Origin of the sequence: uncultured Pontibacter sp. (assembly GCF_947495565.1) — a bacterium.
Taxonomy (GTDB): Bacteria; Bacteroidota; Bacteroidia; order Cytophagales; family Hymenobacteraceae; genus Pontibacter.
The window spans coordinates 72093-93508 of record NZ_CANLZM010000007.1; the positions used below are offsets into that span (position 1 = coordinate 72093).

General features: G+C 46.4%; 14 protein-coding genes. 12 read left to right on the forward strand and 2 right to left on the reverse strand.

What is annotated here, in order from left to right; all coding sequences use genetic code 11:
* Positions 1-20: 20 nt before the first annotated feature.
* The 7 genes from Q1B04_RS10485 to Q1B04_RS10515 all read left to right on the forward strand — a co-directional run bounded on the left by Q1B04_RS10485 (position 21) and on the right by Q1B04_RS10515 (position 8963).
* Positions 21-446: an ATP-binding protein gene (locus tag Q1B04_RS10485; RefSeq protein WP_299758763.1), complete on the forward strand. Its 426-nt coding sequence runs from the start codon at positions 21-23 to the stop codon at positions 444-446.
* A complete protein-coding gene (ybeY, locus tag Q1B04_RS10490) occupies positions 430-858 on the forward strand; it encodes an rRNA maturation RNase YbeY (RefSeq protein ID WP_299758764.1) in 429 nt (142 codons plus the stop codon). Before Q1B04_RS10485 ends, ybeY begins: the two co-directional genes overlap by 17 nt.
* 65 nt (positions 859-923) lie before the next feature.
* Positions 924-2786, forward strand: a complete 1863-nt coding sequence (gene mnmG / locus Q1B04_RS10495) for a tRNA uridine-5-carboxymethylaminomethyl(34) synthesis enzyme MnmG (protein WP_299758765.1) — start codon at positions 924-926, stop codon at positions 2784-2786.
* The gene (locus Q1B04_RS10500) at positions 2787-3674 is read left to right on the forward strand and encodes a class I SAM-dependent methyltransferase (RefSeq protein WP_299758766.1); all 888 of its coding nucleotides are present in this window, start codon (positions 2787-2789) and stop codon (positions 3672-3674) included. It abuts the gene before it with no gap.
* Between the two features lie 75 nt (positions 3675-3749).
* A complete protein-coding gene (locus tag Q1B04_RS10505; RefSeq protein ID WP_299758767.1) occupies positions 3750-5360 on the forward strand; it encodes an Ig-like domain-containing protein in 1611 nt (536 codons plus the stop codon).
* A 1046-nt stretch (positions 5361-6406) separates the two neighbouring features.
* Positions 6407-8485: a cation:proton antiporter gene (locus Q1B04_RS10510; RefSeq protein ID WP_299758768.1), complete on the forward strand. Its 2079-nt coding sequence runs from the start codon at positions 6407-6409 to the stop codon at positions 8483-8485.
* Entirely contained in the window at positions 8454-8963 is a 510-nt protein-coding gene (locus tag Q1B04_RS10515; RefSeq protein ID WP_299758769.1) for a DUF4385 domain-containing protein, read from the forward strand. The genes Q1B04_RS10510 and Q1B04_RS10515 overlap by 32 nt, the downstream gene beginning before the upstream one ends.
* Before the next feature lie 100 nt (positions 8964-9063).
* Here Q1B04_RS10515 and Q1B04_RS10520 read toward each other — a convergent pair whose 3' ends face one another.
* Positions 9064-9228 (reverse strand): hypothetical protein, encoded by a 165-nt coding sequence (locus Q1B04_RS10520; protein ID WP_299758770.1) that lies wholly within the window; start codon positions 9226-9228, stop codon positions 9064-9066.
* Positions 9229-9388: 160 nt separating this feature from the next.
* On the opposite strand from Q1B04_RS10520, the gene Q1B04_RS10525 reads away from it, so the two are divergent.
* Positions 9389-9847, forward strand: a complete 459-nt coding sequence (locus Q1B04_RS10525) for a hypothetical protein (RefSeq protein WP_299758771.1) — start codon at positions 9389-9391, stop codon at positions 9845-9847.
* A gap of 242 nt (positions 9848-10089) precedes the next feature.
* On the opposite strand, the gene Q1B04_RS10530 is transcribed toward Q1B04_RS10525, so the two are convergent.
* Positions 10090-11229 carry a hypothetical protein gene (locus tag Q1B04_RS10530; RefSeq protein WP_299758772.1) on the reverse strand — a complete coding sequence of 380 codons (1140 nt, stop codon included), beginning with the start codon at positions 11227-11229 and terminating at the stop codon, positions 10090-10092.
* Between the two features lie 229 nt (positions 11230-11458).
* Between Q1B04_RS10530 and Q1B04_RS10535 the strand changes: the two genes are divergently transcribed.
* From Q1B04_RS10535 to ileS, 4 genes are all read left to right on the forward strand, one after another.
* Positions 11459-12961, forward strand: a complete 1503-nt coding sequence (locus Q1B04_RS10535; protein WP_299758773.1) for a glycine--tRNA ligase — start codon at positions 11459-11461, stop codon at positions 12959-12961.
* A gap of 269 nt (positions 12962-13230) precedes the next feature.
* A complete protein-coding gene (locus tag Q1B04_RS10540; RefSeq protein ID WP_299758774.1) occupies positions 13231-14907 on the forward strand; it encodes a mechanosensitive ion channel family protein in 1677 nt (558 codons plus the stop codon).
* Positions 14908-15592: 685 nt separating this feature from the next.
* Positions 15593-18037, forward strand: a complete 2445-nt coding sequence (locus tag Q1B04_RS10545; protein WP_299758775.1) for an MMPL family transporter — start codon at positions 15593-15595, stop codon at positions 18035-18037.
* Entirely contained in the window at positions 18015-21371 is a 3357-nt protein-coding gene (gene ileS / locus Q1B04_RS10550; RefSeq protein ID WP_299758904.1) for an isoleucine--tRNA ligase, read from the forward strand. The genes Q1B04_RS10545 and ileS overlap by 23 nt, the downstream gene beginning before the upstream one ends.
* Positions 21372-21416 lie beyond the last annotated feature (45 nt).

The window sequence follows — 21416 nt, forward strand, 5'->3', positions numbered from 1 at the left end:
TTTTATACTTAACGATTAATATGAATCAGGTTAAAATTCAGATTCCTTCCCTAATCGAAAACATCAGAGTAATAGAAAGCTTTATCGACAACTCTAAAGATGAGTTTGAGTTTGAAGATGACATTTATGGCAACATCATGGTAGCCGTAACGGAATCTGTAAACAATGCCATACGCCACGGCAACAAGTTTGATAAAGACAAAAATGTTTTCTTGACGTTGCAGGTAGAGGACAACAAATTACTTTTCGAAGTGGCCGATGAAGGCCCAGGTTTTGATTACGGAAATTTACCAGACCCAACCGCACCTGAAAACCTGGAGAACCCAGGTGGCAGAGGCATTTTCTTAATGCGGAACCTTTGCGACGAGGTGAATTTTTTAGACGAAGGAAAAAAAGTACAGTTAATATTTAATATCCCTATACCTCAGAATGGATCAACCAATTGAGTTCTTTAGCGAAGACATAGATTTCGAGCTAAACAACCCAGAGCAAGTGTCGGAGTGGATTGCCAATGTTATTGAGCACCACGATCAAGAATTAGGAAGTCTCACCTACATCTTCTGCTCCGACAATTACCTTCATCAGATTAATGTTGAGTATCTCGATCACGACACACTCACAGACATCATCACCTTCAATAATGCCGACGAAGAGGGCATCGTTGAAGGTGATATTTTTATAAGCGTAGACCGAGTGCGAGATAATGCGCAAGACCACGGTACTACTTTTGAGGATGAACTACATCGTGTAGTCATACATGGAGTGCTGCACTTGCTTGGCTTTAAAGATAAGTCTGTAGAGGAAGAGACACTTATGCGTAAAGAAGAAGATTCTTCACTATCTTTGAGAAATTTTTAATCTCAAAACGGAATTACCAGCCCTCTGCAGATGTTTCACGTGAAACATCTCTAAAATCAGAATACATGTTTCCAGAATACGATATAATAGTTGTTGGAGCCGGACACGCAGGATGTGAAGCCGCAGCTGCCGGAGCAAAGATGGGATCAAAGGTGCTACTGGCAACCATGAACATGAACACCATTGCACAAATGTCTTGCAACCCGGCTATGGGTGGCGTGGCAAAAGGCCAGATTGTTCGTGAGGTCGATGCCTTAGGTGGAATGAGCGGTATAATTACTGACCAGACTATGATTCAGTTCCGCATGTTGAACAAGTCTAAAGGCCCAGCCATGTGGAGCCCAAGAGCGCAAAGCGACCGTATGCGATTTGCCGAAGCTTGGCGCTTGACATTGGAGCAAACAGACAATGTTGACTTCTGGCAGGAGATGGTTACAGGTATAGAAGTAGAGGCAGGAAAAGCCGTCGGCATCAGAACTAGTCTGGGGATAACTATACGTGGAAAGTCAGTTATACTAACGAACGGCACGTTTTTGAATGGCATTATCCACATAGGAGAGAAGCAAATGGGTGGCGGCCGGTCAGCCGAAAAATCAGCGAAAGGCCTAACTGAACAATTGATAGAATTGGGCTTTGAAGCAGGCCGCATGAAAACCGGAACACCTCCAAGGGTAGATGGCCGCTCCCTGGACTATACTAAAATGGAGGAGCAGTTCGGAGATGAAAATCCAAGTAAATTCTCTTACACCGATACAGAACCTTTAGCAACACAACGCAGCTGCTATATCACCTACACAAATCCTGAAGTGCATGAGATTCTAAAAACGGGATTCGAAAAGTCTCCGATGTTTCAGGGACGCATTCAAGGATTAGGGCCACGTTATTGCCCAAGTATAGAAGACAAAATTAACAGGTTTGCTGACCGTACCCGCCACCAGATATTTGTGGAACCGGAAGGTTGGAACACGGTGGAAGTATACGTGAATGGATTTTCGAGTTCATTGCCAGAGCATGTACAGTTTGAGGCGCTGCGCAAAATTGAAGGTTTTGAAAATGCAAAGATGTTTAGGCCAGGTTATGCCATCGAGTATGACTTCTTCCCGCCAACGCAGCTTAACTTAACTCTTGAAACTAAACTGGTGGAGAACCTATACTTTGCTGGGCAAATAAACGGCACTACTGGTTATGAAGAAGCAGCCTGCCAAGGTTTAATGGCGGCTATAAACGCGCACAATAAGATCAACAGCAAAGAGCCGTTTATACTTAAAAGATCTGAAGCGTACATTGGTGTATTAATTGACGATTTGGTAAACAAAGGTACAGATGAGCCATATCGTATGTTTACATCTCGTGCTGAGCACCGTATTCTGCTGCGCCAGGACAATGCTGATATTCGCTTAACAAAACTCGGTTATGAACTAGGATTGGCTGATGAAAACCGTATGAAAGCTGTGGAAAAGAAGATAGCTGAAACAGCAGAAATCATCGCATACTTAAATAATAAGCCAATAGAGCCTGGAGATATCAACAATATGCTGGTTGAACTTTGCTCTGCGCCAATAGCAGAAAAACAACGAGCTGGGCAGCTTATAAAAAGACCAAACGTAGAAATTGAGGATATAGCGAAGGCAGTCCCGGCTATAGGTGAATACCTCAGCAAGTTTAAAAAAGATAGCGTAGAGCAAGCCGGCATACAGGTGAAGTATGAAACGTATATTGAAAAAGAATATGCTATGGCCGCCAAAATGAGTGAGCTGGAGAACTATACAATCAAAGGCAAAATAAACTACAGCGACATACCTGCGTTATCTAAAGAGGCGAAGGAAAAGCTACTAAAAGTAGAGCCGGAAACAATCGGCCAAGCCTCCAGAATAAGTGGCGTGTCGCCGGCAGACATATCGGTTTTAATGGTATACCTAGGAAAATAAATGAGCTACGAAAGACTGGAACAATGCCCGATCTGCGGCAAAGAAGCCTTCAAAAACTTTTTAGTAGTAAACGACAAAGCTGTATCGAAGGAGAGCTTCGTGATTGTGGAATGTGAGAACTGTTCATTCAAATTTACGAACCCTAGGCCCGATGTCAACAGCATAGGTCAGTATTATGAATCAGAAGATTACATTTCTCATTCAAATACAACATCCGGAATTATCAACAGAGCCTACCATGTGGTAAGATCAATTACCACCAAGCAAAAAGTAGAGCTTATCAACAAGTATGCTCCAATAAAAGGAAGCATACTTGATTACGGATGTGGCACCGGCACCTTTCTGTCTGCTTGTAAAAAAGATGACTGGGAAATAAGGGGGGTTGAGCCAAACACTAAAGCGCGTACTGTAGCTACACAGGAAACAGGCGAAATAATTGCTGAGAGCCTGGAAGACATAGAGGGTGAGAAATACGAGGTAATAACTTTGTGGCATGTGCTGGAGCATATTCATGCGCTGAACGAAACAATAGAGCAGCTGCTGGAGCACCTGCAGGATGACGGAACAATGGTCATCGCAGTTCCGAATGCTGACTCTCATGACGCGCAGGAATACAAAGAAAACTGGGCTGCTTACGATGTGCCACGCCACTTATACCATTTCACGCAACCGACTATGAAGCGCTTCCTGAAGAAGCATAAAATGGTACTGGAAGAGGTGCTGCCGATGAAATTTGATGCCTATTATGTAAGTATGTTAAGTGAAAAGCATAAGCAAGGCAAAACGAAAATGATCAGCAGCGTAATGAATGGATATCGCTCCAACAGCTACGCAGAGAAAAATGGCAATGATTACTCAAGCCTTATTTTTGTAGCTAAAAGAAAATAAAAGCACCAGACAAGCAAGAAGAATGAAATAGGCAGGCGAGAGTTTGCCTATTTTGATTTGAAGACCATAAAACACATGAAGCTATTAAAAGCACTCCTATACGCAGGTATTTTAACAACGCTGGCATCCTGCGCCTCACAAAGTCCGCCAGAAGGAGGACCAAGGGATCAGACGGCACCAAAGCTGCTGAACAGTACTCCAAAAGATCAGCAGTTAAATGTGGATACCCGCACTATCACGTTGGAGTTTGATGAAGAGGTTCAGCAGAATACACTTAATAAAGAACTGCTCATCACACCAAATATCAACAACCCTTACAAGGTCATTTCGAATAGAAACGTGATGACTCTGGAGTTCGAAAAGCCGCTGCAGGACAGCACAACATATACCTTCAACTTCAGGGAGGGAATTACAGATATCACTGAGAAGAACAAGGCCCAAGGGGTGAAACTGTCTTTCAGCACTGGCTCATTCATAGACTCAAGCCGAGTAAGTGGGCAGGTAGTAAACCTGATGAAACAGACTCCAGAGAAAGAGGCATTGGTGGTATTATATCAAGCAGATGATACATTGAGCGTCCGGAAAAACAGGCCTTACTATCTGACAGCTGCTGATGAACAAGGGAACTTCAGCTTGCAAAACGTGAAAGAAGGAAGCTACCGGATGTATGCGCTGGTAGATAAGAATAACAATAGTTACTACGACTCAGAAGAAGAAAGAATAGCTTATCTAGCAAATCCAATAAACATCACCCCTACCACAGATAGTGTAACGTTGCAGACTGTTCGGCTGGATACAAAGAAGCCGATCCTGATGAGCCGCACAAAAAACAACGATAGATTTGTAGCAACTTACAACGAAGGAATTGAGAAATATACAATAAAACCAGTTGCGGGTAAAGATAGCTTGATAAGCAAGATAACTACAGATGGGAAAGCAATTGAGCTATTTAAGACAGAGCAATTCGGTGGTGGAAAAGCCATACTAGCAGCAGTAGATTCATCAGGCAATATAGCCACTGACACGCTTGAAATAGCGTTTGATGGTAAACCATCCACACGTATACAAGGCGCAGGATTAAAAGTTATCAACAAAGGCCAAGCAGGAAGTTACAGGGTAGGCCAGGAAATTATGGTAGAGTTACAGACACCTGTAAGGATAGTAGGAAAATCGCCAATCCGGTTAATGTCAGACACTGTGGTGGTGCAAGAAATACAATATCCGGAACAGGTTAGCCTGGACAGAACGAATACAGAACTGCGCTTCAATCTCCCAAGCATCAGTAATAATATAAAGCAGCTTCTACTGGTACTAGACAGCACAGCAATACAGCCATTGCAAGGTCAGCCGCTATCTTTCCCGCAACTACAGTTGGCGGTAGCAGAAGGCAGAGGCACAGGAAGTATAAGCGGCAGCATTAAAACTGATTTTGAAGCTTATACTTTACAACTGCTGAACAGCGACTACTTAGTAATAGAAGAACGCAGCGCAGGCAAAAATTTCCGATTCAAAAATATTGCGCCTGGTAATTATTATTTAAGAGTACTGGTTGATGAAAACAAGAACGGCAAATGGGATCGGGCAGATCCGGAATTCAAGCGACCGCCAGAGCCAGTGATCCTGCACCCGAACATGATCGAAGTAAGGGCAAACTGGGAAGTTGAAAATTTGAATCTTGAATTCTAGTATCGTTTAGAAGAATTGAAAGGAGAAGCTTTGCTTCTCCTTTTTTTATGCCTGACAAAACCTAACAAGTAAATCAAAAGCTAACAGCCCTCAAGTCGGCCAGAAGGTAAATCTGAATCTTTGAGTCAAACTCAGAATGAAGATTGCGAATAGTAGCTCTAGCAGGAAAGTTGCAAAGCGGCATTCCAATGATTTCTTCATGCTGCTATAAAGTACACCTCCATCAATAAGCTTGGCGTACTTCGTTTGATCCCTCCTACTGCCAAAGAATCTCCTGATAAAATTTGCTTCTGAATTTCTCTTAAACTAAAGTGAATGAGAAACTGACGATTATTCATTACACTAAACACAAACATTGAATTCAATCTCAAAAGAGCTAAATGCGTAAAAGCAAAACTCATTGCGCATGTGTAAATGATGTCTTGATGAGTGACAAATAGAAAGCGAAATCTAGAGCAGCAGGCAAAAGGTTTGCAAAAAGCAAAAGCCAAAAAAGAGAGGTTGGGGGAAAAAGTTTACTAATCCACAAAGTTGTGGTAAACCTTGTGGAAAAGGATGGGTAAGCATCGGGATAACTTACATGGACATAAATTACACAGGTGTGAAACCGTTACACAGAGGGTAAAAAGTGGATAGCGGTGTATAAATATCCCCGCAAAAAGCCCTTTTCCACGTTTATGTTTCCAGTTGAAAAAGAAATACACATAAAAGGGCAAAAAGTGGAAAACCAACTTAACCGTCTGATCTAAAAGAAAATGATATTAACAAGAACCTAAGGAAAATGTGAAAAACTGAAGAGCTGTAGACAAATTATAAGCAATACACAATTTTGGGTAAAGTTGTCCACTTATGAACACCCCTAACAATGAAAGAAGATTCTTTTTAAAAAATCATTTTATAAAAATTATTAAGGATCGTAAAGTGTGGAAAGCTCAGGAAAAAGCCTGTGTAAGGCCCCCTAAAGCTTACACAAGAGAAGTACACATGCAGAAAATCTGTATATTTAAATCGCGGAAAGCAAAAAGCTACACACAACAAGAGAAAGTATGCTATTAAATATAGACCTCGCACTCCCCTTCCATGAGCCAGTACTGATATTTACGCTGGTGCTTCTGGTTATATTGGTAGTGCCATTTATACTGAGCAAGTTCAGAATACCAGGAATAGTAGGGCTGATATTAGCAGGTGTAGTACTGGGACCAAACGGAGTTCATATACTGGAGAGAGATGCAAGTATAGTATTGTTCGGGACGGTGGGTTTGCTATACATCATGTTCCAGGCCGGGCTTGAAATCGATATGATAGATTTTAAGCGGTACAAAGTACGCAGCTTGATATTCGGAACACTGACATTCATCATACCTATATCAGTGGGTACGTTTGTGTTTCTGTACCTGCACGACTACGAACTAAAGCCAGCTATACTTCTGGCAAGCATGTTTGCCCCTCATACATTGTTGGCTTATCCCATCATCAGTAGATTGGGCTTGAGTAAAAATGAGGCAGTAACCTTAACCATTGGTGGTACGCTGATCACGGATACAGCTGTACTTTTTGTATTAGCCATCATCATTAACTCAACGCAGGGAGAAACAGATGCCACCTTCTGGATATTCATGATCACGGGGATGATTCTTTTTGTAGGGCTGGTGCTATGGGTGTTTCCAAAGATAGCGTCTTACATGTTTAAGCAGTTAGAGGGCGAGAAGGGAGCACAGTACATTTTTGTGCTGACCATGGTCTTTGCGGCAGCCTTTCTTTCAGAGGTAGCAGGTATGGAGGCAATCATTGGAGCTTTCCTGGCAGGACTGGCACTCAACCCACTCATTCCGCATACATCAGCCCTGATGAACAGGATAGAATTTGTAGGCAACAACATCTTTATTCCCTTCTTCCTTATAAGCACAGGTATGCTGGTAGACCTGAAGGTACTGTTTACCGATACCAACGCCATGCTGATAGCGGGCACCATTATCATACTTGCGCCATTAACAAAGTATGCAGCGGCATACTTAACGCAAAAGATATTTAAGTTCAGTGTACTGCAACGGAACCTGATATTCGGGTTAAGCAGCGCGCATGCAGCGGCAACATTAGCAGTAGTATTAGCAGGCTTCGAGATTGGGCTAATAGGGGAGAGTGCACTGAACGGCGCAGTAGTACTCATATTGGTGTCCAGTATGGTAAGTTCATTCTCCACTGAAAAGGTAGGCAGAGCACTGGCAATATTAGAAAGCAGAAGAAAGCCGGATGTAAGCCAGAAGCCAGACAGAATTCTGGTGCCAATCGGTAACCCGAAGACAATAGAGAGGCTGATAGATCTATCGGTGATGCTGAAGAATCCAACGCACAATGAGCCTATTTATCCATTGGCTGTGGTGATAGACAACGAGCACGCGGAAGAAGAAATCTATAAGAAAAATAAAATGCTGCAGGAGGCAATCACACATGCCTCAGCCACAGACAACGATGTGCAGCTGGTTTCAAAAATAGATGTGAATGTGGCCAGTGGAATTCTGCGGGCGATAAAAGAATTGATGATAACCGAGGTGGTGCTAGGCTGGAATGCAAAGATAACCACCCGCGACAGGATCTTCGGGAGTGTATTGGATAGCCTGCTGGATAATACCGATGAGATGATTCTGGTGTGCAAGATCATTCAGCCGCTGAACACCACCGGCCGCATAGTAGTGATAGCCCCTACAAACGCAGAACTGGAAAGAGGCTTTATAAGATGGATCAGGAGCGTGAAACTGCTTTCGCAGCAACTGGGAGCACCGGTGGTATTCAGAGGCCGTAAGCGCACGCTAAATAAGGTTAGAGCAGCAGTAAAAGAAACAAAGCCAACCATAGAAGCAGAGTACAGCTCATACAAGAGCCTGAACGAGTTTGCCTCCATGAAATCAGAGCTGCAGAAAGATGATATGGTAATTGTGATTTCGGCGAGAAGAGGAACAGTGTCGTATAACAGCAACCTGGATTATGTGCCGCGCGTGCTTTCCAGGGACTATAAAGAAAACAGCTTTATCGTACTGTACCCGGAGCAATATCCGCTGCACCACACAGTGCCACTGAAAGGAGTACCCATAACGTATGGACAAGAAGGGGAAAACAACGAAATTTAATTACGATCTCGATTTTAAAAGTATAAATTTCAGAGAGCAACCTGAGCTATACCGCGTAGGCAAAGGGGAACAGGGCGTGCTGCTAGTGGAGCCGTACAAATCAGAAATACTGCCTCACTGGAGATTTAAGACACCGGAAATAGCCAAAGAGTCGTCGGAGAAGATACATGAACTGTTCCTAAATTACCTGGAGAAGGATGATTTTGTAGGGGCGGACATGGCGCGTAAATTTCTGCAGATGGGCTACACACGCAGCAGGCGTTACGCCAACCACCGTACCGGCCAAAAGTATAAAGGTCCTGTTCCGGATGATAAAAAAGGGCAGAGCGGCGCGCACGGCAGACCAGAGCTCCCTCGCGACCCTGATCCGGTAAAAGCAGAATCCGCAGCGATTTTTAAAGAAAAGTGGGATCAGGCAAAGCAAAACGAAAAGTATAAAAGTATGATGGCTGATTTCAAGGCTCAGTATGAAAAATGAAGAAGCCATACATAATAGCTACAGCATTGCTGGCACTCAGTACATTAGTGGTATGGAACCAAAACGTAAAGCGAAGGGGACAGCAAGAGTCAGAAAAATTTTATTCAGCTACGATAAATAGCAGGATCACATATTGATCAGCAAACGTAGGCGCGGTATACTTTAAAGTGGCAGACAGCGAAGTAAAGTATGGATTGATACCTACAGCTACTTCAGGAAAAGCAGAGGAAAGATTTTCGGCTTTCGCTGCAGTAGGAGATAGCATTAGTAAACCTGCAAATACGGCTATACTAAAGCTTTATAAGAATAAACGAGAGTACAAGTACAGGGCTAAAATTTTACACGAGCAGCCACAACAAAGTGAAAAGTAAAACCTAAGAAAAGGTAAAAAACGTATCTTTGCACATATAAAACCACTAAAAAACATGATCAATAAAGACATCAGGTTAGGCAAGGGGCTTGGCAAGATCAAGTTTGGCCTGTCAATGGAAGAAGTAGAGGAGTTGTTAGGTGAGCCTGAAGAAGTAGAGGAATCTGATGAAGAGGATGAGTTTGAGCATCAGGCCTGGAATTACTGGGAAGATGGCTACTCGTTGTACTTCGACAAAGAGGACGACTACCGCCTGAGCTGCATCGAAACGGCAAACCGTGAAGTACTGATATTCGGGGAGAGGGTGTTTGAAATGAGCAGAGAGCAGATCATGCAGCTGTTCACTGACAATGATATTACAAACCCGGAAGAGGAAGAAGCCGAAACCGGAGAAACACGCATCTCCTTCGAGAAAGAAATGATTGATTTATACTTTGATGAAGACCAGCTGATAGCTGTTAACTTCGGCGTATTTATCAACGATGATCTGGAAGTAGTTTGGCCAGAGAAATAAGCCACAAATAACCATAGGTTATGTAAACGCAGCCCCGACTAAAGTATAGCCGGGGCTGTGTTTTTATAGTTAAACCAAAGTATAAACTAGCAGCTGAGCTTGTGGATAAATATTAAGAAAAGCTTTGCCTCTTACTGTAAAGGCACATTTAGTAAGTTATCAAAAGGTCAGAATAGAAAACTGCAGTAATCAAAAAAGCCTGGCAATAATGCCAGGCTTTTTTGATCTGGAACTAATAACTTTTAGTTAAAGAAGAAGTTCATCAGCTCTTCCTGGATAACCGGATTGATGGCTACAGCAAGTATGACAGAAATAATCAAACCAATGGTAACAGAAACAATATCTTTACCGATCAAATTGAAAGTCTTGGCGAACTTAACCGGCGAGTCGTGGGCACGCAGGCGCATACCTAATTCACGACCGGCAAGCAAACCAACAAACACCCAAGTGGTACTCATCGGGATGTTGTTCACCTCCTTAAAGAAGTAAAGGATAATAGCATAAACAAGGTCAATGATCGTGGCGCTGCGCACATCGCGTACATCAGATTTCTCATTAATGATACCCTGAATCTTATCACCTTTATTATAAAATAGAAAACCGAGACCCAGGAAGATAAAACCGGCAAAGGCTGCAAACTCCCAAACACCTAGTGAGCGTGGCAGGTAAACCGCTACGTTAGCTAAATCCTGAGCCAACCAAGTATGCCATAAAAAGCCGCTGATCACCCACTGTGCTATAATCCAGGATCCATGCGCTTCGCCTTTAACCATTTTTTTGATCACCTTGCTAAGTATGAGGTAGATGACAAAGGCAGCCACAAAGGCAGCAGCATAACCCATCAAGCTTTTGCTAACCATGCTGATAATGGCCCCGGAGCTAACCGTGAACACGCTCAGAAGCATGAATGTAGTAGACACCGGAATACGGAGGCGTGTTAAAAGCAACAGGATAATTGGGGCAGCCAGCTGCAGGTACACAAAGTTATCGATGGTCTGGTCGAAGCCTTTAGACGAGAGGCGCTGATAAGTTACGTCGCCGTCAAAAACATACCAGCTGTAGAATACCGTTCCCAGGAAAATAGAACCCATGAACAGCCACTGCCAGTACCACTTCTTGTCCTCATTAGACACAATGAACGTACCGATGGTCTGAATGCTATCGTTAGCGATAGCGGAATAGCCGGCGAAGGCAAAGCCCACCCACATCGCTATAGAAGCGTAAGGGTAAACAACTCCGGCCAGAATAAGTGCGAAGGCAATAAAATAAAGGAATTTCTTCTCTTTACGGATTACAATGTCGAGGGTGCTGTAGCGTTTCCTGAACTTATAAGGGGCTACAGGAGCCACTACATGCTTTTTCCCTTTTTTGACTTTAGCCATTAGTTAAAATTGTAGAGAAAGTATAAAATCGGCGCAAAGTTACTTTAAATTAAAGTTAAGCTGGTGGGCCTAATGTTAAGAAATTGTTAACACACGGAGTGGGCAGCCGGCTATACCTTTGGGCTTAAATACATTGTAGGTTAGGCTAAGAGTTAAAATCAACCTAATGATGGTAAAACTATGCATTATGACATAGCAGAATCAAACACGAAAAACTTATCTTTGCGACATGGCGACACAAGAAAAAACACCTGTAGAAAACGCTCAGCTGAAAGATATCATCTCGCATGCGAAGGAGTATGGCTTCATATTCCCGTCCAGCGAGATTTACGACGGCCTGCAAGCCGTATACGATTACGGCCAGATGGGCGTGGAGCTGAAGAACAACATCAAAAACCTGTGGTGGAAAAGCATGACCCAGCTAAACCAAAATGTGGTTGGCCTGGATGCAGCTATCTTTATGCACCCGCAGGTTTGGAAGGCATCCGGACACGTGGATAGCTTTAACGATCCGATGATCGATAACAAAGACTCCAAAAAACGTTACCGTGCCGATGTACTGATAGAAGACAAAGCCGCGCAATACGAAAAGGATGGCCACTACGAGAAAGCCAGCGAGCTGCTCGTGGAAATGGGCAAGCTGCTCGGCGCCGAGGATCTGGACGGCGTGCGAGAGCTGATCATCCGTGAAGAGATTAAATGTCCTGTATCCGGCACCGCTAACTGGACAGAGGTTCGTCAGTTTAACCTGATGTTCTCGACGCAAGTGGGTTCAGTGGCTGAAGATTCGCAGACAATTTACCTGCGCCCGGAAACGGCCCAGGGTATATTCGTGAACTTCCTGAACGTGCAGAAAACCGGCCGCATGAAGATACCTTTCGGTATTGCACAGATTGGTAAGGCCTTCCGTAACGAGATTGTGGCGCGCCAGTTCATCTTCCGTATGCGTGAGTTCGAGCAGATGGAGATGCAGTTCTTCGTGCGCCCTGGCACCGAGATGGAGTGGTACGAGCAGTGGAGGGACAACCGCCGCAAGTGGCACGAGGCTATTGGCGTTCCTGCAGATAAGCTGCGCTTCCACAACCATGAGAAGCTGGCCCACTACGCAAACGCTGCCCTGGATATTGAGTTCGAGTTCCCGTTCGGCTTTAAGGAGGTAGAAGGTATCCACTCCCGCACCGACTTTGACCTGACGCAGCACCAGGAGCTGAGCCGCAAGAAAATGCAGTATTTTGACAATGATCTGAACGAGGAGGGCAAGCCATACGGAAACTACGTGCCATACGTGGTGGAGACATCCGTAGGTGCCGACCGCCTGTTCCTGATGGTGCTTTGTAGCGCCTTTACCGAAGAGGAAATCACCGAAGGAGACAGCACCAAGAGCCGCACCTTCCTGAAGCTGCACCCGGCACTGGCCCCGGTGAAAGCCGCCATACTTCCGCTGACCAAAAAAGATGGCCTGCCGGAGAAAGCGAACGAGATCTTCGAAGAGCTGAAGTATGACTTCAACATGATCTACGAAGAGCGTGACAGCATCGGCAAGCGCTACACCCGCCAGGACCTGATCGGAACGCCGTTCTGTATTGCTGTAGACCACCAGACGCTGGAGGACAACACCGTGACCGTTCGTGACCGCGACACGCGTGAGCAGGTGCGTATGCCGATCAGCGAGCTACACGGTTACATTAACAAAGCCGTTAGCTACAAGAGCATATTCGAGAAACTGGCTTAAGTATAAATTCATACTTATCAGGCAAAAGGCAGTGTGGTTAAACCGCGCTGCCTTTTGCTTTTTATGCCCTGTGGAAAGAGCAGCTGCCTGAGTGGTATGAGAGAACCATAACAGCTTCACCATCTATATTTTATACTTCCGGTTGCATCATAGAACAGGCTACTTTTAAACATCAGGCTTTATACCTGGTTAAGCTAAGCATAGCAGCTGTCCTAGCTGTTTTATGCTATTTTTTTAGTAGTTTAAGAGGATAATCCACATTTCAAGCGATGAATTTCTTAAAGTTGATGCTGTGCCTGATGTCATTTTTCACCATCGGTAGCACGGTGGCGCAGGAACAGCCGGTTGTGCAGCAGGAACTGGAGCAACCAGTAGGGGCGCCTGTGGTGCTGCACCGCGACACGCTGTTTTACATGTATAACCCCGTTGGCTCGTTCAGCAAGCAGGAGCGCGCGGCGGCTATTAGTAAACGGGTAAAAAAGCTGTCGGAAGAGCGTTTCCTGCAGGCCGATTCGGTAAAGGTGGTGGAGAATGTCATGACTACGGACATCCTATACCTCGACCGCGTGCTGATGAGCGTGACGGAGGCAGACGCTGAAGTGGCAGAAAAGCCGCGCCAGGAGCTCGCCACCTTATATGCCGCCAAGATAAAGGAGAGTGCCGTGAAGTCGGCGGAGCAGTACAGCCTGCGCAGCATCATGATAGAGATAGGGCTGGCCCTGCTCGTGCTGCTGGTTTTCTTTTTACTGGTAAAGTACGTCAACAAGTTCTTCCATTTCATATTCCGGAAAATAGAGGAGCAGAAGGATAAGCGGCTGAAGGGGCTGAAGGTAAAAGACTACGAAATGCTGACGCCGGACCGGGAGGTGGCTGTGGTACTGACGGTGGCTAAGTTCATTCGCCTCATCACGCTTTTTGTGATGGTGTACATCCTGCTTCCCGTCCTGTTTAGTATCTTCCCCTGGACGGAAGGCTACGCCGATACGCTGCTGCAGTACATCCTAAACCCGCTCCGCAACATAGGCCTGGGCCTGATCAACTATATCCCTAACCTACTCACCATACTGGTAATAGTAGTGGTGACACATTACGTGGTGCGCTTCCTGCACTTTTTGGCTTCTGAGATTGAAAGCGGCAAGCTGGAGGTATCGGGATTTTATAAAGACTGGGCGAAACCGACCTATAACATTGTGCGCTTCCTGCTCTATGCGTTTATGTTTGTGGTGATCTGGCCATACTTGCCAGGCTCCGATTCAGCGGTGTTTCAGGGTGTGTCGGTGTTCTTAGGTATACTTTTCTCGCTGGGTTCGTCATCGGCTATCGCAAACATGGTGGCAGGCTTGGTGCTTACGTACATGCGCTCCTTTAAACTCGGCGATAGGATTAAGATAGGGGAGATTTCGGGCGATGTGATTGAGAAAACGCTGCTGGTAACGCGGGTGCGAACCACCAAAAACGAGGACATCACTATCCCGAACGCCATGATTTTAAATAACCACACGACAAACTTTACCACCTGCAGCGAGCAGAGCGAGAAAGGGCTAGTGTTGCATACCACCGTTACCATCGGCTACGACGTGCCTTGGCCTAAGGTGCACCAGGCTCTGATAGATGCCGCGCTAGCCTCGGGCAACGTAGAGAAAACGCCACAGCCATTCGTACTGCAAACCAGCCTCGATGATTTTTATGTAAGCTATCAGCTTAACGCCTATACTTTTGCCGCTGGTAAAATGGCCGCCACTTACTCAAACATCCATCAAAACATACAAGATAAATTTAACGAAGCGGGCATTGAGATTCTGTCGCCACATTACCGTGCCCAGCGCGATGGCAACATGGTAACCATACCGGCACATTATTTACCCGAAGATTATCAGGTGCCAAGCTTCAGAGTGGAAACAACTAAGGAAGTGCCAACTATCAAGAATATGTCGAATCAGAATTAATCCAATTTTCAATCATAAATAAATAATTTTATACTTAAAGTGCGTAAGTTATGTTAAGTATAGAATATGCCTGTTGCTGAAAAATTGTATCGTGATCAGTAATAAGTGAAGGTAAAACAGTAGAGGTTCACAAATGAAAATCTTAACAATCAGTGCAATTTAGCTTGTGCCGCTACTGGTTTTAAAAAGAGGTTGGCATGTCTTTAAAGCGCGCTTACGGAAGTATAAAGCCTTTACACCAAAGTATAAATTACTGTTTTGGAATCATCCGTATACGTAACAGAACCAAGCGAAAACAGATATGTCCAAATCAGATAACAGCAGCAAGCATAGTTTGAAAGATGAGAACCCGTGCTGGAAAGGTTATGAACCAGTAGGGACAAAAGAAAAAGACGGTAAAACAGTGCCCAACTGTGTTCCGAAAAACAAATCCTCAAGTAGCTCCTCATCAAAAAAGAAAAGCTAAAGGTGTGTAAAGTAAAATGCACTGAACCCCGGCCAAGGTCGGGGTTATTTTTTTGCTTGGCAGATCGGATAGCAGGATTAGCGGCTGATGCTCTGCAGCGTGCGCAAAAAATCCGTACCTTTGCTGAATTGTAGCCGGACCATGTGGAATAAGATTGCCATTTTTATTATCAAATACAGGCTGAGGCTGATTATAGTCTTAGCTGCGCTTACTGCTTTTATGGCCTACCACGCCAGAAACGCAGAAATGTCTTATGATTTTGCCAACGTCGTGTCTCAGGATGACGTGGATATGCAGTATTTCCAGCGCTTTAAACAAACCTTTGGCGAAGACGGAAACATACTGGTAGTCGGCATGCAGGACAACAAAGCCTACAAACTGCAGAACTTCCTGGAGCTGAAAACCCTTTCGGAGGAGCTGAGTGAGGTAGAGGGCGTAAAAGCTGTAATTTCCTTGCCAAACCTGGTGCAGGTAGTAAAAGATACCGCTGAGCGGAAGTTTACCACAGCTGCCATCTTTCCTGAAGCGCCACAAACACAGCCCGAGCTCGATAGTCTGCTTCAGGTGGTGCGCAACCAAGGCTTTTACGACGGACAGATCATCAATAACAAGACAGGCGCTACCCTGTTGGCTGTTACTTTAGAACCGGCTTACCTAAACTCCGCACGCCGCATGGAGGTAATGGACAACGTGATGCGCCATACGGAGGCCTTCTCCAAAACTACAGGTATAAAGTTGCACTATGCCGGGCTTCCCTTTGTGCGTGCCGTCATGACCACCAAGGTGGCCGACGAGATGAAAATGTTTCTGCTGCTGGCCTTGCTGGTAACAGGCGTCACACTTTTCATCTTCTTCCGCTCCTTCTACGCTGTTATTTTCCCGCTGCTCGTGATCAGTGTGGTGGTGGTGTGGGTGATGGGCACTATTGCGCTGCTGGACTTTAAGATCTCGCTGCTCACAGGCCTGATTCCGGCTATACTTGTGGTCATCGGGATCCCGAACTCTACTTACCTGCTCACGCGCTACCACTACGACTACCGCAAGCACGGCAATAAAATTATGGCCCTTGCCCGAGTGATCAGCAAGATTGGCGTAGTAAACCTCGTAACAAACACCACCACCGCTATTGGCTTTATCGTGTTCACGTTTACGCACGTGGCCATACTATATGAGTTTGGTGTAGTGGCCGGCATCAATATCTTCGTAACATTTATTGTGAGCCTGGTGCTGATACCGGTTGTGTTCTCATACCTGCCGCCTCCAAGCCGCCGCCAGCTGCGCCACCTTGATGCGCGCCCGCTGAACAAGCTGCTGGAGTTCTTCGATTATATCGTGCACCGCAAGCGCCACCTGGTATACTTTTTTACTATTCTGGCTGTGGGCGTATCGCTGCTGGGTATCTATAAGATAAAGACGGTATCCTACATGGTAGATGACCTGCCGGAGGAGAGCAGCGTGAATGCCGACTTGGCTTTCTTCGAGAACCACTTTAATGGGGTAATGCCACTGGAGATTATTGTGGACACCGGTATAAAACAAGGTGTTATGCGCCTGCCGAACCTGAAAAAGCTGGATCAACTGGAAGATTTTCTGCGCACGCAGCCTATACTTTCAGCGCCTATCTCTGTGGTAGGTTTAGTAAAGACAGCGACACAGGCATTTTACGAGGGAGACCCGAATTCGTACCGCTTGCCAGATAACACGGAGCGCAACTTTATCTTTAGCTACCTGGCCAAGCAGAATGATGGTGCCAACCAGCGCCTGCTCCGGTCATTTGTAGACAGTACTGGCCAAAGCGCCCGCATCTCCCTGAAAGTAGCGGATGCTGGATCAAGAGAGCTTGATACGCTGATCATTAATAAAATTAAGCCGGAGCTGCGCGAAATTTATGGAGGCGAAGGCGTAGCTGTAACCGAGCAAGGCAATACCATGACCTTCACCCGCGACGATTCCAGGGCGCAGACAACGGTGAGTTTAACAGGAACCACGCTGCTGTTCATCAAAGGTAACGAGTATCTTATCAACAACCTGCGCTCCAGCCTTATATTGGCTTTTGTGTTGGTAACTTTAGTGATAGCCTTGTTGTTTAAGTCGGCGAGGGTGGTGGTTATATCGCTGATACCAAATATGATACCGTTGCTAATTGCTGGCGGGCTGATGGGTTTTTTCAACATTCCGCTGAAGCCAAGCACAGCTCTTATTTTTAGCATCGCACTCGGAATCGCCATTGATGACTCTATTCACTTTCTGGCCAAGTATAGAAGTGAGTTACTTTCGAATGGTTTTAATGTGAGCCGGGCGATCACGACCAGTTTAACAGAAGCAGGTACAAGTATGATTTATACCTCTATCATCTTGTTCTTCGGGTTCGTGATTTTCGCCTTCTCGGAGTTCGGTGGTACCAAGGCTTTGGGCGTGCTGATGTCGGTGAGTTTGCTGATTGCATTATTCACAAACCTGATTATATTGCCAACTTTGCTGATGAGCTTCGACAGCGGTAAGTTTGAGCGCGACCCTTATGCCCTGATAGAGCACTATGATGAGTTTTACCTGGAGCACGAGGACGAGGAGCTAGACCTGAGCCAGCTAAAGTTGAAATTAGAAGAAGAAGTAAATCTTGAGGAAGACAATAAACCAGAAAATGGTAAAGTACAACGAGTATAAAAACCTGAACTACGCCAAAGTAGGCGAGGATGTACTGGAGTTCTGGAAGCAGAACAACATCTTCGAAAGATCGGTGGCTACCCGCGAGGGCAACACGCCATTTGTGTTTTACGAGGGCCCGCCTTCAGCCAACGGCACACCGGGCATTCACCACGTGATGGCCCGTGCCGTGAAAGATATTTTCTGCCGCTACAAAACCCTGAAAGGCTTTCAGGTAAACCGCAAAGGCGGCTGGGATACGCACGGCCTTCCCGTGGAGCTGCAGGTAGAAAAAGAACTGGGCATCACAAAAGAGGATATTGGCAAGAAGATTACGGTTGAAGAGTATAACCAGCGCTGTCGCGAAACGGTAATGCGTTTCAAGTCGCAGTGGGATACCCTGACCGAGCAGATGGGCTACTGGGTAGATCTGAACAACCCATACATAACCTTCGAGAACGAGTATATCGAATCGTGCTGGGCGCTGCTGCGCAAGCTGTACGATAAGGGCTACCTATACAAGGGCTATACCATCCAACCGTTCTCGCCGGCTGCCGGTACTGGCCTTAGCTCGCATGAGCTGAACCAGCCAGGCTGCTACAAAATGGTGAAGGATACCACTATCGTGGCGCAGTTTGAGGTGAGGAAGATCACCCGCAACATGTTCCTGTTCGAGCATGAGGAGGAGAAAGTATACTTCCTGGCCTGGACGACAACCCCATGGACGTTGCCTGCCAATACAGGCCTGGCCGTGGGCAAGAACATCAAGTATGTTAAAGTACAAAGCTATAACCCGTATACTTTCGAGCCGATATCGGTTATACTTGCCAAGGACCTGGTAGGCCGCTACTTCAACCAGAAAGCTGCAGACCTGGCCCTAACCGACTATAGCTCCGGTGATAAACTGATTCCTTTTAAAGTTGTAGAGGAATTTGTAGGCAGCGATCTGGCAGGCGTGGAGTATCACCAGCTGATGCCGTACGTGCAGCCTGAGAAGCCGGCCTTCCGTGTGATTATCGGGGATTATGTAACTACAGAGGATGGTACCGGCATCGTGCACATCTCGCCAACATTTGGTGCCGATGACGCCCGCGTAGCTGCCCAAAACGACATTCCGGCGCTGCTGGTAATGGACGAAAACGGCAAGCCAGGCCCAATCGTGGACCGCCAGGGCCGCTTTGTACCGGAGATCACAGACTTTGCCGGCATGTATGTGAAGAACTACGACGGCCAGGACGAATCTGCTGCGGATTACAAGCCAACCGACGTGTTAATCGCTATCAAACTGAAAGAAGAGGGCAAAGCCTTTAAAGTAGAGAAATACGAGCACACCTACCCGCACTGCTGGCGTACTGATAAACCGGTTCTATACTATCCACTGGATAGCTGGTTCATCAAAACCACAGCTGTAAAAGATAGGCTGATCGAACTGAATAAAACCATCAACTGGAAACCGGAGTCTACGGGTACAGGCCGTTTTGGTAACTGGCTCGAGAACCTGGTGGACTGGAACCTGTCGCGCTCGCGCTACTGGGGCACACCGCTGCCTATCTGGCGTACCGAAGACGGCGAAGAGGAAATCTGCATCGGCTCTATAGCGGAGCTGACAGAAGAGATTGGCAGAGCCGTAGATGCTGGCGTAATGGACGAAGCCGTAGAGGTGAAAGACCTACACCGCCCATATGTGGACAACATCATCTTGCTAAGCAAGTCTGGCAAGCCAATGTACAGAGAGCCAGACCTTATCGACGTGTGGTTCGACTCTGGCGCCATGCCTTATGCACAGTGGCACTACCCGCTGGAGAACGAGGAGCAGTTCCAGAAAAACTTCCCGGCAGACTTTATCGCTGAAGGCGTTGACCAGACGCGTGGCTGGTTCTTTACCCTACATGCCCTGGCCGTAATGCTGGAAGACAGCGTGGCCTACAAAAACGTAATCGCTAACGGCCTGGTGCTCGACAAGAATGGAAACAAGATGAGCAAGCGCCTCGGCAATGCCATCGACCCGTTCGAGATGATCGGCCAGTACGGTCCGGATGCCGTGCGCTGGTACATGATCGCGAATGCACCGCCTTGGGATAACCTGAAGTTTAACCCGGATGGCGTGGTAGAAACGCAGCGGCGCTTCTTCGGCACCTTGCAGAACACCTACTCATTCTTCGCGCTGTACGCCAACCTGGATAACTTTACCTATTCAGAAGCTGATGTGCCGATGGCGCAGCGCACCGAGTCAGACCGCTGGATCATCTCTAAACTGAACACCCTGATTCAGGATGTGGATGCGAACTACGCGGATTACGACCCAACGCGTGCCGCGCGCGCCATTCAGGATTTTGTGGTTGACGACCTGAGCAACTGGTACGTGCGCCTGAACCGCAAGCGTTTCTGGAAAGGCGAGTACAACACTGATAAAATTGCCGCTTACCAGACGCTTTATACTTGCCTAGAGGTGATCGCGAAACTGGCCGCGCCAATCGCGCCATTCTACACCGAGCAGCTTTACCGCGACCTGAACGCCGTGAGCAACAAACATACGGAAGAATCGGTGCACCTGGCATACTACCCCGAGGTAAACCACGAAGACATCAACAAAGACCTGGAAGAGCGCATGCAGCTGGCCCAAACTATTTCCTCTCTGGTGCACTCGCTGCGCAAGAAGGAGATGATTAAGGTGCGCCAGCCACTGCAACGCATACTTATACCTGTGCTAAACGATAGAATGCGTGCGCAGATAGATGCCGTAGCCGACCTGATTCTGAGCGAGGTAAACGTGAAGACGATCGAGTATATCGACGATACTTCCGGCATTCTGGTGAAGAAGATCAAGCCGAACTTTAAAAAGCTAGGCCAGGTTTTCGGGCCGAAGATGAAGCTAGTGGCCGCCGCCGTGCAGCGCATGGACCAGAACGATATTGCCCACCTGGAGCGCGAAGGAGGTTTCGAGATCATGTTGAATGAAGAAGAGACCGCCGTGCTAACGCCTGAAGATGTAGAGATCTCGTCGGAGGACATACCGGGTTGGCTAGTAGCCAACGAAGGCAAGCTGACCGTGGCCCTGGATATTACGCTAACCGAGGAGCTGAAGCAGGAGGGTATCGCCCGCGACCTGGTAAACCGCATCCAGAACCTGCGTAAAGACAGCAACCTGGAGGTGCAGGACAAGATCCATATCCTGCTGCAGCGCACAGAGCCTGCGGTAATGCAAGCCGTAGAAAACTACAGCAGCTACATTTGTGCCGAAACGCAGGCCCTTAGTCTGGATACAGTAGACGAGCTGGAAAATGCCACGTTGCTCGATATTGATGATTACAAAGTGTACATCCATATCCAGACGGAACGGAGCACGATCATCTAAACCAAAAGCACCAGGAAACTAAAAGTGTTCCTGGTGCTTTTATGC

Coding starts and splice junctions, on each gene's coding strand:
- Q1B04_RS10540 (WP_299758774.1), top strand. CDS start 13,231: ATGAATTTCTTAAAGTTGATGCTGTGCCTGATGTCATTTTTCACCATC.
- Q1B04_RS10545 (WP_299758775.1), top strand. CDS start 15,593: ATGGCCTACCACGCCAGAAACGCAGAAATGTCTTATGATTTTGCCAAC.
- ybeY (WP_299758764.1), top strand. CDS start 430: ATGGATCAACCAATTGAGTTCTTTAGCGAAGACATAGATTTCGAGCTA.
- Q1B04_RS10500 (WP_299758766.1), top strand. CDS start 2,787: ATGAGCTACGAAAGACTGGAACAATGCCCGATCTGCGGCAAAGAAGCC.
- Q1B04_RS10520 (WP_299758770.1), bottom strand. CDS start 9,228: ATGCTATCTCCTACTGCAGCGAAAGCCGAAAATCTTTCCTCTGCTTTT.
- Q1B04_RS10530 (WP_299758772.1), bottom strand. CDS start 11,229: ATGGCTAAAGTCAAAAAAGGGAAAAAGCATGTAGTGGCTCCTGTAGCC.
- Q1B04_RS10505 (WP_299758767.1), top strand. CDS start 3,750: ATGAAGCTATTAAAAGCACTCCTATACGCAGGTATTTTAACAACGCTG.
- Q1B04_RS10510 (WP_299758768.1), top strand. CDS start 6,407: ATGCTATTAAATATAGACCTCGCACTCCCCTTCCATGAGCCAGTACTG.
- ileS (WP_299758904.1), top strand. CDS start 18,015: ATGGTAAAGTACAACGAGTATAAAAACCTGAACTACGCCAAAGTAGGC.
- Q1B04_RS10525 (WP_299758771.1), top strand. CDS start 9,389: ATGATCAATAAAGACATCAGGTTAGGCAAGGGGCTTGGCAAGATCAAG.
- Q1B04_RS10485 (WP_299758763.1), top strand. CDS start 21: ATGAATCAGGTTAAAATTCAGATTCCTTCCCTAATCGAAAACATCAGA.
- mnmG (WP_299758765.1), top strand. CDS start 924: ATGTTTCCAGAATACGATATAATAGTTGTTGGAGCCGGACACGCAGGA.
- Q1B04_RS10535 (WP_299758773.1), top strand. CDS start 11,459: ATGGCGACACAAGAAAAAACACCTGTAGAAAACGCTCAGCTGAAAGAT.
- Q1B04_RS10515 (WP_299758769.1), top strand. CDS start 8,454: ATGGACAAGAAGGGGAAAACAACGAAATTTAATTACGATCTCGATTTT.